Below are 12,037 nucleotides of genomic sequence, written 5' to 3' on the forward strand. Positions count from 1 at the left end.
GGTTTTAAAAATACTCCATCATTGCCAAAATTCCGTTGTAGGATATGATGCAGGCAAAAAGCAGGGAGGCAAACATTCCCATATTCACAAAGAGGCTGGTTTTATATTCCTTCATCACTTTTTTACTGTTCAGCAATATGATTATATCAATTATCACTAAAGGCAAGGCAAATACGTTGAATACTTGAGATAGAATTTGAATTTCAATTGGATTGGCCCCCAAAGCGGGCCCCATTAAAGCCACCAGGCAAGCGATAAACGTTATAATTCTAAATTGCTTTGAATTGGTATCTAACTCACCTGATTGATAATCGGCAATCAACAATGGCGCTATTAACAAACATGGGAAAATAGATGATAGACCTGCACTTAATGCACCAAAAAAGAAGATAGTAACTGCCCATTTTCCTGCCACCGGCTCTAAAGTATTTGCCATATCCAGGACGTGGGTTACCTCCTTGCCGTCATAATATAAAGCACCGGCAGCTACGGCCATTATAATACCACTAATAACAAATATGAGTATAGCAGCAGTTATAGAATCTTTCTTCTGCTGATCTAAATGTTTAATAGTCCATCCTTTTCCTTTTACGAAGAGGGGACGCGACAAGAAGGTTGCAGAAGCCATAGTAGTGCCTACAAAGGCAGCAACCAGCATTTTACCTCCCGCCACATCCGGGATTGTTGGGATTATTCCTTTAACCACATCTAATGCCAGCGGTTGAACAAAAAATAAAGACAACAAAAAGGAGAACCCCATTAAGGTCACAAATATTATGAGGATCTTTTCAAAAAATGTATACCTCCCTACTAATAGCAGCAAATAGAAAACTAAGATTATAATAATGGCAGTTATTAAAACCGTTTCGTATTCATAGATGCTTAAGCCAGCAAAATTAAGTACCAGTATTTCGAATATGATATTAGACGAAATTCCCAGGATCCCCATCAGGGAGTTCCATTGTCCAAAGGTGACCGCTATAATAATTAGTATGGCTAAGGCCTTACCAAATTTCAGGTGTTTCTTAAAACCATACAAGGCAGTTTCCCCTGTCAACAAGGCATAATTACCGTAAGCAAACATTAAGATTCCTGAAAAAAAACAACTCAGTAGCAATACCCATAACAATTGCATATTGAATTTACTGCCGGCTACGATCATAGAGGTTACGCTGCCTGTGCCAATGGTATAACCTATGGCGAAAATACCCGGGCCAAAACCTAAAATGATGGCAATGACTTTTTTAAGTAATGAGTTTTTCGCTGTAGTGGCATCCATAATTCGCACTTGTTGATTAAATAGTTGTCCCGGGCGCTATGATGTTTTTGTCCGATTCCCAGTAATCCCTTAACCGGATCAATTAGCTTTTAGCTTGTGTGGTGATGGCAGTAAATAAACGAGCTTAAAACTTAAATATTTAAACTGGTTTACCAAATTGGTTTACCAAATATATGTATATTTGTTTAACCTGCAAATTTTTAACACTCTGTGGGCTTACCAGAATTTTAAAACGGCAGGATTAATTTTCTCGCTCAGAATTGGCAAACCAGTACAGGAAAAGGAGAAATATTAATTGAGGATTTACGATAGATGCGGTTTAAATTTTATTTAAAATCACCATAAATCAATAAGCGTACATTGACCAAAAACCTGAATTCAATAAAATGAGTATCACCAGAAGAAATTTTATAAAAAAAACCGGGGCAACAGCTATTGCCGTACCATTTCTGGCATCACCTCTCCAATTCATTTATCCGCATCAACCAGATGATGCTTTAGAAGTGCACCTGTTTTCCAAGCACTTGCAGTTTTTAGACCTTAAGGAGGCAGGCCGGATTGCAGCTGAACTGGAATTTGATGGCCTGGACCTGACCGTACGCCCAAAAGGCCATGTATTACCTGAAAATGTTAAAACTGATTTACCAAAAGCCATTCGGGATATAAAAAATGCAGGGTCGGCCTGTAAGATGATTACCACCGCCATTAGCGATGTTCATAATCCAAATGATTTAAATATCCTTAAAGTAGCCGCGGGGGAGGGCGTTAAGTTTTACCGCAGCGACTGGTTTAAATATCATAAGAGCCTTCCTATGCAGGAATCCATCGGGATCTATCAGGAAAGAATTAAGGAGCTTGGAAAGGTGAACCGGCAATATGATATCATTGGCTGTTATCAAAATCATGCGGGAACAAATATTGGTTCTTCTTTTTGGGAAGTAAAACAACTGTTGGAAAAGGTCGATCATGATTATTTTGGGGTTCAGTACGACATTCGCCATGCCACGGTAGAAGGTGGCCTGTCCTGGGAAAATGGTCTGCGCCTGCTTAAGGATCATATCAAGACAATCGTGCTTAAAGATTTCAAATGGGAGAAAGTAAATGGCCGATGGGAACTTGTAAATGTACCCATAGGCGAGGGAATGGTAGATTTCAGAAATTATTTTCAACTCCTCAAAAGTTATGGTTTAAACCCGCCTGTTTCCCTTCATCTCGAATATCCCCTGGGTGGGGCCGAAAAAGGCCATGATAAAATTACAGTAGATAAAAAGCTGGTCTTTGATGCCATGCAAAAAGATCTCCTGGCCGTTAGGAGACTATGGAAAGAGGCCTGATTATGTATAGGCGGTTTGTCCATAATAAATTATAAAATAAAATTTTAAACCTAAAAACCAATTATAATGAAAACTGGAATTTTTAAACCCCTTTTAATGGCTGGTTCATTTATAATATTGATCAGTTGCCTGAATAATCCTAAAAAATCTGAGGAAAAAATCGCAGAAGAAACCACGGTCTATCCCAGTGATGTTATCCCATTTATGGATGAATGGAGCATCCTCCTGGGTGACGGCACGAGAACGGAGGATGTGGTAAATTTTCAGAAAGAAGGATTTTTCTACGTTGAAAACGATGACAACACAAATTGGGTTGTGTATAAAACGCCAAATTCGGGTGTAACTTCAAAAACTTCAAGCAATACAAGAACAGAATTAGGGCAATTGGAACACTGGACTCCGGAAAAGGGAGGAAAATTAACAGGTACCTTAAAAGTGCAGCATGTTTCAACTTCGGGCGATGCTAGAGTGGCTGCTTCGTACTCCATTGTGGTGGGGCAAATTCATAGCGATGAAGGCCATGAGAACGAACCCTTGAAAATCTTTTACAAGAAATTTCCGGGGCATCAAAAAGGCTCTGTATTCTGGAATTATGAAATTAATACAGAAGGTGATAATTCCGAAAGATGGGATTATTCAACTGCCGTTTGGGGTCATAATATGTCCGTTATTAGTTCAAGCCCGGATTCCTACCCGGAAGAGCCGGCAGATGGTATTGAATTGGGAGAAGAATTCAGTTATGAAATAAATGTGCATAAGGGGATCATGTATCTTACTTTTACCAGTGATGGCCACGAGACCCTAACCTTCAAAAAAAACCTGTTGAAATCTGATTTTGCAACCAAAGAAGCTATTCCCGAACAGATTTTGACACTCTACGAACCTATAGGTCGCGATGGGGTTGAACGTAAGGAGGCTTATTCCGGAGAACTGCAATACTTTAAACAAGGAGCCTATAATCAAACCAATGGAAAACTGCCTGAAGAAAATCTAGTCTGGAGTACCGGAGCAGATACTTATAACGGGGATATTGCCAGGCAATATGCAAATGGAGATTATGCGGAAGTCTGGTTTAGAGAAGCAACGTTAGGGGCAAGTACTACACCCATAGATGAATGATTTCACATAAATTAGAAAAGGGGAATTAAAAAAATAAAGGGATTGGTTTTATGTAGGACTATCTCATTTTCATTCTCATTTTAAATTTATTTTGAAATTGGCCAAACCATTAATTATTTAATACATTAATTTCTGCTTCAGGTTTTCCTCTACCTTGATCTCTCCGGAATTCCTCAACGTATTATTCACCGGCTCCTGACCTTTCGCCCCCCAAAGAATTGCGATATATTTTACTTCATTATCAATAAAAGTATTATTTGCCATTTCAAGGTTTACCACTCCCCGGGTCCTGAGCAAAATTTCAGTGTCCCGGGAAGTTCCTGAATTTTTTACGGTATTTCCTGTAAACACGAGTGTCCCGCCAATAGTCGATTCATCATAACCACCACGGTAATAATTTAGTACCTCATTCTGAATATTTTCAAAATTTGAGTCGGTTATATAAACAAATTCGGCATTATATTCTCCTTTATCATCAATTTCTTCAGCCAGCGCTATCCCTTGCTTTAGATTACGGAAATTAGAATTTTTAATAGAAATGGTATCGGCAAAGGAGCCTTTTGAAACTTTCAATAATTGGTTAAAATCACTAATCTCCGCATCTTTGATCCATAAATTATAAGCTACCGACATGTTTTCGTCCAGGGTCTCAAAAGCATTGCTTTCAGCATTACCTTCAAGGATGATATTTTCCAATTTTAGACTTCCCTTTGGATGCATCTTAAAGGCTGCGATATTCGCTGAAGTGAACTTTAGTTTTGCTTTTTTATCCTGGGATCTAATGGTAAGTCTCTTGGCAATATCTACGGAAGTGTCCAGCTTATAATTTCCCGGAGCCAGTTCCAGAATATCTCCTGAATTCGCCTGCTCTAATTTTTTCAGAAATTCTTCTGAAGAAGTAACTTTTAAAACCTTTCCTTTTTTATTTACATCTTCAGGCTGAAACCATGCAGGTCCATAATTGGCTTTATCAAAAAGGTTTGTATTTTCCGGAACGGGCAGATAAATCGCCCCAATACTATTATTTTCTGATCTATCCCTGCCCAGTAGGTCTTTTTCAATAGTCTCAAAATCAAAACCATGATATATATCGATAAAACTTTGATCCGGGACATACAGATATTCTGAAACCTTTTTTACTTCAAAATCCTTTGTAATAATCCCATCATTTTGCACAGGACCTTTATTTTCATAATTCAGGATATTGTTTTTAAATGTCACCCCATCTACCGTATCATAAGCAACGATCGGGCTTTCCTCAGCTTCTTGATTATAGACAAGGTTGTTGGCGATAAGCACTCTTTCCGGCCTGGCAGAACGAATTTCAGAAGCCGGCAAAACTTCGCTTTTATCCACATTGGAGCCCACGCTAAAATGCCACGGGGATTTTGTATCTACAAATGAATTGTAAGCCGCCACCACATCTGTTACTTGATTGTACCTGTTTAACGGGGATTTCGGGATCCCGTTCATCACAGCTAAAGGACTCCGGAATTCAGATCCTTTCAGGTTATAAAAATAGTTATTGGTGATCCAGTGCCCGGTGTTGATTACCCGTATGCCGCCAATAAATTCTGAATTATCATTGCCAATAAAGATATTGCCATCGATATTGGCGTAATTTCCATGTCTTAGCACCAGGGAACCTTCCGATTCAAAGAATACATTATTCTTAAAATTGTTGAAGTTGGACTTGCTGGAGATGATCTCAACTTCACCGTTGCACCTGTAAAATAAATTGTTGGCCACGTTTACATAGGCCGGGGTCATGGAAGTCTCACTCGACCCTATTTGCATGGTCTCCGCATGCGGGCCACCTTTTCTTGGCCTGGGACCAAAATAATTATTAATGATCTGATGATGGGTGTTGATATTTTCATTGCCCTTCAGGTAAATCCGTAAAGTGGGTCCGGAATTTGATTTCCCGGCGATATAGCAATGATCCATTTGGTTATTCCTTCCCCAGAACTCGATCCAGTGATCCTGGGTTTCCCTGCTGGGCTGGGTAAAATTTTCAATTACACAATTGGTAACCCTGGAATTGTTAGCAATTTGATCATTGTTTATTTTAAACTGAATTACCGCATCATCAGGTGTGTAACCATTCTGAAAGATCAATCCGTCGACGATAATATAACTGCCCCCGATTTTTAAAGAAGATTGTCCTTCAAGGAAAACTTTCCCGCGCTCTTCAGCCATAATGGTGACCGGAAGATCCTTTTTTCCATTAACCTTGATTTCCAATTGGGCATCATCCCACGTGCCATTGGCCATTAAAATCGTATCTCCCGGAACGGCGATTTTCAGGAATTCTTCCAATTCAGCGACATTACTTGCCAGAGAAGATTTAGAATTTTGGGCAGATTGAGAGAATCCGGAAATCGTAAAAACTAGAAAAATAGATAAAAAGAAAGCTTTCATATAAACTGGTTTACCAAATTGGTTTACCAAATATAGAAATATTCTTGTATCCACCAAATAATTCTACCTCAATTATTTGGTTTTAGCATTTAAAGTAGAAGCCTAATCTAACTCCCGTTCCAACTTCGCGGCGAGCAGTGCTGTTTTCTCGCGGAGCTCTATCGCGACGTTTGATTGAATTTGGGTTTGTAACATTTGGTCCACAACAGCATTCTGATATTCTTTACTTTCCATGAGATCTGAATAATTCGATTGTTTACCAAAGGTCTTTATTTGTTTGTAAGTATTGTTCTCCTCCAGCAGATCGATCAATGAAATATGTTCTTCTAAAATCGGTTTCAATTTATTTTCCACCAGATTGCTAATCTTTAATTCCTGCGCACGAAAGGTCTTTATTTCCGTAGGGTACTGGGCGATCAATTCGGTTAGAGAATCATTTTCCAGAAACTGGAATTTATCGGTATTATTCACAGAACTCAAAGCCTCATCCCTCAAATTTGAATTCCTGAATTTTACCTGTACCAGGAGTTTCCTGGTTTCCAAATTCAAATCATCAGTATCCTTTCCCACATAATTAAGAGCTTCTAACATTTCCCGGGTATTCTGATCATATCTCACAATGGCACTATCCAGAACATCCAGATTGGTATTCAGTTCCTCATAAAGGCTCTCGTATATTTTAACCTGGACAATATGGTTTTTCCTTATTTCGTTCAGGTCATTAATTTTCCAGGCAATTAGGATCCCTATACTGATCAACAGAATTTCTCCAAGGGCGTACAACAGATAATCTTTAAATTTTCCTGAAATCAATAATTTTCTTCTAATTTTCCGAAAGAACCTCATAAGGCTATTCTGTTTTCAGGGTTTTAATGTCTGCTATCAACTGCGCTACTGCGGTTTTATTGAGTCCATTATATATCCCCCTGATGTGTTTATTTTTATCTACCAGCACAAAATTTTCAGTGTGTAAGAACTCATCGTCAGTTTTGTCCCGGCTCAGGTCCTCTTCTACAAAATACTGGTTTCGGCCAAGCTCATAGATCTCATTCCGGTTTCCGGTTACCAAATGCCATTTTCCGCTTATTACGTTATTCTTTTCGGCATAGCTTTTAAGTACTTCTACCGAATCAATTTCAGGAGTCGCAGAATGAGATAACAGCAGTATTTCATCATCTTCCAGGAATTCCTCCTGCAGTACTGAAAGGTTCGCCGTCATTTTAGGGCAAATCCCGGGACAGGTGGTAAAGAAAAAATTGGTTACATAAATCTTATCCTCAAAAGTTTTTTCGGTCACGGTCTCCCCATCCTGATTCGTCAAGCTGAAAGAGGGAATGCTATGCAACTCGTTTTCTTCCCCAGAGTTCCCTTTGTTCCATAAAGGTGTAAAAGTGGCCTCATTGTAATATGGCAATTCTGAAACCCTGCTGGTTTTTTCATTCGTCTGGTTACAGCTTATAATGAATCCTGAAAGGAATAAAACTATAAACTTACTTAACAAACTGTATTTTCTCATCGTCCAATTCATAACATAAAGTTGCTTTTCGAAGGCCGAAACTTCGACCATTTTTTGCTTCGTAATTCACGTATATTTTCCCGTTGGCAAGCCAGGCCTGTTGCAGGCCTTCTTCTTTCCCTTCATGCCAGTTAGTCAAGCTTGCTAACTGGCCGTTTGCAAACCATTTCTTTTGCTCACCATGCCTAACTCCATTCTGATAATTTGATTCTACGGCTACTGTTCCGTTTTCCCACCAGGTTTGTAGCTTACCATCTAAGCGGTTGGCTCTATAATAGCTTTCTTTCTGAAGGCTTCCATCTTCGTACCATTTCCTGGCGACGCCTTCCTTTTTGCCTTCAAAATAACCCAAACGTTCCGCCATTACGCCATTAGCATGATAACTTATCGCAAAACCACTAAAAGCTTTTCCATTGAAATACCACTTTCCCTCGTTTGGATGAAGGCTAAGTTCCTGCTTGGCTACCTCTACCTCGGGGATGGTTTTCATTTCACTTTCCTGTTTACAGCTGAAGCCAAGGCAGAGAAGTGATATTAGCAGCCAGGGCTGACTAATTGATAGAACTCGGCGTACCCTGGTAGTCACCTGGAAATATGAGATAATATTGATTAAGATAGAGTTCATTTTCTATATGATAATGGTATTCGGCTACTGTAGTATGCTGGGTAGTACTGGTATGACCACCAGACGCGTCCAGGTCTTCCGGGTAAGTGCCTGTGGAATTACATTTCCTTCCGTAAACAAAAAATCCATCAGCCAGGATCCCGATCAAATTTTCATCATCCTGAGACCAGGCTGTAGGCTCTAGATGGTAATGATAAAAACTCGGTCCAATATGTGCCCCGGTATAGTCCAAACTGGCCGCGGCCTGGTTCAGGCTTCCGTTCCCTTCCTGATCATTAAAGATGGCCGCACCACTTACCGCGATTCCAATGGGACCTAAAGAAGTGGCGGTGCTGTTCATGGCAAGTTGGGGATTCGTGGAAACTCTTAAAGTCGCCGATCCGTCGAAATTGGGAATAATACTGGGCGTTAGTTGTACATCGGGCTCTTCCTGGTAAAGTTCATGCCCTTCACCCCAATAAACCGTTTTGTGGTTAGGGTTTCCTGTAGTTTCAATCACCACAAACGAACCGTCCAGGTAAATATCAGTTTCCCCGGCATCAAATTCAGCAAAAGCGGCATGTAGTTCAGAAGCATTTTCCTCGGTACTACCATCTTCAATTGAATCATCTACACTATCACTGCTGCAGGCAAAAAGGGCTATTAAGACTATCGCAACCATAGAACTATATGCTATTGCATTTTTAAAAATTATCTTTTTCATGATTTTCTATTTAAAATTGTTTGTGTAATCGGGATTTTGAATTAAAACCCCGATTTTTAAATACCTATTTTCCTCTGGATCTACCTTCAGGTCTCTTAGGCTTCGGTGCCTTTTCTAATTCTTCTTGAGAAATAAAACCATCCTCATTGGTATCTATTTTAGAAAAGTCTTTTTCCAATGGCCCTTTCACTTCTTCCTTGGAAAGCTTTCCATCTTCATTCTCATCCAGTTTTTTGAAAATCTCTTCAACCGAAGGCGGTTCTTTGCGATCACTGCTATTTTGCGCACTTGATTTACAGGAGGAGAACACCGCAATAATTCCTACTAAAGCTGCTAATTTTAAATTTTTCGTTTTCATTTTTATATGTTTTTAAAAGCTTAATAATACCCCAAAGTTGCATTAAAGAAGGATGTGAAAAATCAAAAATCAATGAATGTGGGTAGGTTTTAAGTGAATGCCGGGAATTATTCTGTAAACGTCTGGAACTTGGGCTTGAATCAGCTATATTTTCAGAATCACTTGATTTTATTTTGCTTTAATTTGTGAAATGGAAAGATCGAAAAGATATATTTTTCAGGTAGTGCTTTGGTTTGGGATCTGGCTAGTATTGTGGCTCCTGGAAGGACTTCAACCACGATTCCTCCTGACCAATATCCCAGCTTTTATCTGCCAGAGTTTGCTCCTTGCCGGTCTTATTTTTTATGCCTCTCCGTTGCTGTTATTTCAGAAAAAATACTGGGCTTTCCTGATGATCTCTATTATTTCCGTGGTGGGATTTGCTTATTTTTCAGCTGAATTTGGTCCGGCGCCACCCCGATTAAACGCGCCATTAAATCCTTCGGGACCTCTTCCTCCCCAATTACCCTCCAAATTTTTTATCCATCTTTTGATGATTTCCCTTTCGTACATTTTGGCTACCCTGCTGGAAACTTTTCTGTATGCTCAGGAAAAAGAAAAAGAAAACATCAGGAATAAGAATGAAAACCTTCAAACCGAAATAAAGCTCCTCAAATCACAAATCAACCCGCACTTTCTGTTTAATGCGCTGAATAATATTTATGCGCTTTCAGCCATAGACCCGGCAAAAACTCAGGAAAGCATCAGCTATCTTTCAGATATGCTCCGTTATGTATTGTATGAGTGCGAGCAGGACCAAGTTCCATTGGAAAAAGAGGTCACCTATATGGAGAATTACATCAAATTATTCACCCTGAAGAGCAGTAATCCGTATCCCATTAAAACCGATTTTAAGATCGGGAACAATAACCTGCAAATAGCTCCAATGTTGTTTATTCCCTTTATGGAAAATGCGTTAAAACATAGTAATATCGAAAAAAGGGGAAATACTTATATTAAGTTAAAACTCCATGCGAATAACCGTGAAATATTTTTTGAAATTGAAAACAGTATCCCCGAAAATCCCATACATAAGGATGCAGTAGGCGGAATTGGAATTGAAAACGTAAAACGGCGGTTAAAAATTTTATATCCTGATCGACATCAATTACAGATTAAAAGTCAGCCTACTTCTTTTTTGGTACAACTTAATATAGCGATCGATGAGAAAAATTAAATGTTTGGTGATAGACGATGAGGAATTGGCGAGAACACTTTTAAAATCCTATATCGATAAATTAGATTTCTTAGAACTGATGGGATCATTTGAAAATCCACTGGACGCTATGTCGCTACTAAAAAGTGAACAAATAGACCTACTTTTGCTGGATATACAAATGCCCGAAATTAAAGGGACCGATTTTGCCCGGTTAATTTCACCGAAAACTAAAATCATCTTCACCACCGCTTATTCTGAATATGCTCTGGAAGGTTTTGAAATTAATGCCCTGGACTACCTTTTAAAACCTATCACATTTCAAAGGTTTTTGAGCGCTATTGAAAAATATCCTTTAAAAGACGAAAATCCTGCCAACCATCTCATCATTAAATCTGGCTACGATCTGCATAAGGTATTAGTAGAGAATATTATTTTTATTAAAAGCGATAGTGAATATGTACAATATCACCTGGAAAATGGCCAGAAATTAATGGCCAATCAGTCGCTTAGTAAATTAGAAAAGTCATTACCTGATTCCTTTCTACGGGTTCATCGGTCTTATATCATCAACAGGCAAAAAGTATCAGGATTGAAAGATAGGATGCTATTACTTAGCGATATTGAAGTTCCTGTGAGTGACTCTTATTACGAAAAAGTAAAAAAGGAGTTATTTAAAATCTAGAACCTCATGTACGAAGACGAATGAGATTACATATTTTTGTAATACTAGAAAAAACTTTTTCAAAAATAGCTGAATAGAGGTCTCCCGGAAGAAAAATTCCTGCTCTGATTCCTATTTCTTGAGCCGCTTTTTCTCTCAGATCGAGCAGCGTTATATCAAAAGTTTTATATGTAATTTTAAGTTTCGAATTCTCTTCAAATAATTCAAATAAAATGAGATGTATCAGCAGATAACAGCCCATATACAACGTGATATTCAGCTAAATCCTACCGAATTAGAAGAATTTCACAGCCTGCTTGTGGAGAAAAAAGTTTCAGCAAAAGATTTTCTTATAGAACCCGGAAAAGAGGTGTTGTATGAATATTATGTAGTAAAAGGCTGCTTAAAAGCCTATTATCTGGATAAAAAGGGAAATAAACATATTCTTCAGTTCGCCATCGAAGACTGGTGGATAAGTGATTTTGAAGCTTTTTTTAAGAATGAACCGGCTTCTTTACATATCGAGGCTATTGAAGATTCATACCTGTTGGGAATAAAGAAGGAAATCCTGGAACCCTTATATGAAAGGATTCCGAAGTTTGAGCGCTTTTTCAGGATTAAAACCACCAATGCATTTGTGGCTTTAAGAAGCCGAATCCTTTCCAGCCTTCAAAAAGATGCGAAGGAACGTTATCTCGATTTTTGCCTTTCTTATCCCTCGATAGAAAAACGTGTTCCAAATTACCATATTGCCAATTATTTGGGTATCACGCCCGAGAGCCTTAGCCGCATTAGAAAATCCCTTTGATGCTTAACAAGCTTT

12 protein-coding genes are annotated in these 12,037 nt (G+C 38.8%); 5 read left to right on the top strand and 7 right to left on the bottom strand.

From position 1 onward, the window contains the following. Positions 1-4: 4 nt before the first annotated feature. Entirely contained in the window at positions 5-1,279 is a 1,275-nt protein-coding gene (locus tag DHD80_RS05690; RefSeq protein WP_251740179.1) for an Nramp family divalent metal transporter, read from the bottom strand. Positions 1,280-1,665: 386 nt separating this feature from the next. Here DHD80_RS05690 and DHD80_RS05695 point away from each other — a divergent pair, with 386 nt between their 5' ends. Beyond that, entirely contained in the window at positions 1,666-2,613 is a 948-nt protein-coding gene (locus DHD80_RS05695; RefSeq protein ID WP_251740180.1) for a sugar phosphate isomerase/epimerase family protein, read from the top strand. 66 nt (positions 2,614-2,679) lie between these two features. Next, entirely contained in the window at positions 2,680-3,732 is a 1,053-nt protein-coding gene (locus tag DHD80_RS05700; protein ID WP_251740181.1) for a polysaccharide lyase family 7 protein, read from the top strand. Between the two features lie 117 nt (positions 3,733-3,849). Here DHD80_RS05700 and DHD80_RS05705 read toward each other — a convergent pair whose 3' ends face one another. The 6 genes from DHD80_RS05705 to DHD80_RS05730 all read right to left on the bottom strand — a co-directional run bounded on the left by DHD80_RS05705 (position 3,850) and on the right by DHD80_RS05730 (position 9,355). Further along, complete coding sequence (locus tag DHD80_RS05705) at positions 3,850-6,153, bottom strand: chondroitinase-B domain-containing protein (protein WP_251740182.1); 2,304 nt, start codon at positions 6,151-6,153, stop codon at positions 3,850-3,852. Between the two features lie 102 nt (positions 6,154-6,255). After that, entirely contained in the window at positions 6,256-6,999 is a 744-nt protein-coding gene (locus DHD80_RS05710; protein ID WP_251740183.1) for a hypothetical protein, read from the bottom strand. Positions 7,000-7,003: 4 nt separating this feature from the next. Beyond that, positions 7,004-7,681 (bottom strand): SCO family protein, encoded by a 678-nt coding sequence (locus tag DHD80_RS05715; protein ID WP_251740184.1) that lies wholly within the window; start codon positions 7,679-7,681, stop codon positions 7,004-7,006. Continuing rightward, complete coding sequence (locus DHD80_RS05720; protein WP_251740185.1) at positions 7,644-8,159, bottom strand: hypothetical protein; 516 nt, start codon at positions 8,157-8,159, stop codon at positions 7,644-7,646. The genes DHD80_RS05715 and DHD80_RS05720 overlap by 38 nt, the downstream gene beginning before the upstream one ends. A 61-nt stretch (positions 8,160-8,220) precedes the next feature. Continuing rightward, positions 8,221-8,997 carry a YHYH protein gene (locus DHD80_RS05725; protein WP_251740186.1) on the bottom strand — a complete coding sequence of 259 codons (777 nt, stop codon included), beginning with the start codon at positions 8,995-8,997 and terminating at the stop codon, positions 8,221-8,223. Between the two features lie 64 nt (positions 8,998-9,061). Further along, the gene (locus DHD80_RS05730; RefSeq protein WP_251740187.1) at positions 9,062-9,355 is read right to left on the bottom strand and encodes an EF-hand domain-containing protein; all 294 of its coding nucleotides are present in this window, start codon (positions 9,353-9,355) and stop codon (positions 9,062-9,064) included. A 190-nt stretch (positions 9,356-9,545) separates the two neighbouring features. Here DHD80_RS05730 and DHD80_RS05735 point away from each other — a divergent pair, with 190 nt between their 5' ends. From DHD80_RS05735 to DHD80_RS05745, 3 genes are all read left to right on the top strand, one after another. Further along, complete coding sequence (locus DHD80_RS05735; RefSeq protein ID WP_251740188.1) at positions 9,546-10,571, top strand: histidine kinase; 1,026 nt, start codon at positions 9,546-9,548, stop codon at positions 10,569-10,571. Next, positions 10,558-11,235, top strand: coding sequence for a LytTR family DNA-binding domain-containing protein (locus tag DHD80_RS05740; RefSeq protein WP_251740189.1), 678 nt, complete (start codon positions 10,558-10,560; stop codon positions 11,233-11,235). The genes DHD80_RS05735 and DHD80_RS05740 overlap by 14 nt, the downstream gene beginning before the upstream one ends. A gap of 217 nt (positions 11,236-11,452) precedes the next feature. Beyond that, positions 11,453-12,022, top strand: coding sequence for a Crp/Fnr family transcriptional regulator (locus tag DHD80_RS05745; RefSeq protein WP_251740190.1), 570 nt, complete (start codon positions 11,453-11,455; stop codon positions 12,020-12,022). Positions 12,023-12,037 lie beyond the last annotated feature (15 nt).

It is taken from the genome of Gramella sp. AN32, assembly GCF_023718305.1.
GTDB classification, from domain to species: domain Bacteria; phylum Bacteroidota; class Bacteroidia; order Flavobacteriales; family Flavobacteriaceae; genus Christiangramia; species Christiangramia antarctica.

Bases quoted from the DNA above. Each gene is read 5' to 3' on its own strand.
- DHD80_RS05690 (WP_251740179.1), bottom strand. From the start codon at position 1,279: ATGGATGCCACTACAGCGAAAAACTCATTACTTAAAAAAGTCATTGCC.
- DHD80_RS05695 (WP_251740180.1), top strand. From the start codon at position 1,666: ATGAGTATCACCAGAAGAAATTTTATAAAAAAAACCGGGGCAACAGCT.
- DHD80_RS05700 (WP_251740181.1), top strand. From the start codon at position 2,680: ATGAAAACTGGAATTTTTAAACCCCTTTTAATGGCTGGTTCATTTATA.
- DHD80_RS05705 (WP_251740182.1), bottom strand. From the start codon at position 6,153: ATGAAAGCTTTCTTTTTATCTATTTTTCTAGTTTTTACGATTTCCGGA.
- DHD80_RS05710 (WP_251740183.1), bottom strand. From the start codon at position 6,999: ATGAGGTTCTTTCGGAAAATTAGAAGAAAATTATTGATTTCAGGAAAA.
- DHD80_RS05715 (WP_251740184.1), bottom strand. From the start codon at position 7,681: ATGAATTGGACGATGAGAAAATACAGTTTGTTAAGTAAGTTTATAGTT.
- DHD80_RS05720 (WP_251740185.1), bottom strand. From the start codon at position 8,159: ATGAAAACCATCCCCGAGGTAGAGGTAGCCAAGCAGGAACTTAGCCTT.
- DHD80_RS05725 (WP_251740186.1), bottom strand. From the start codon at position 8,997: ATGAAAAAGATAATTTTTAAAAATGCAATAGCATATAGTTCTATGGTT.
- DHD80_RS05730 (WP_251740187.1), bottom strand. From the start codon at position 9,355: ATGAAAACGAAAAATTTAAAATTAGCAGCTTTAGTAGGAATTATTGCG.
- DHD80_RS05735 (WP_251740188.1), top strand. From the start codon at position 9,546: ATGGAAAGATCGAAAAGATATATTTTTCAGGTAGTGCTTTGGTTTGGG.
- DHD80_RS05740 (WP_251740189.1), top strand. From the start codon at position 10,558: ATGAGAAAAATTAAATGTTTGGTGATAGACGATGAGGAATTGGCGAGA.
- DHD80_RS05745 (WP_251740190.1), top strand. From the start codon at position 11,453: ATGTATCAGCAGATAACAGCCCATATACAACGTGATATTCAGCTAAAT.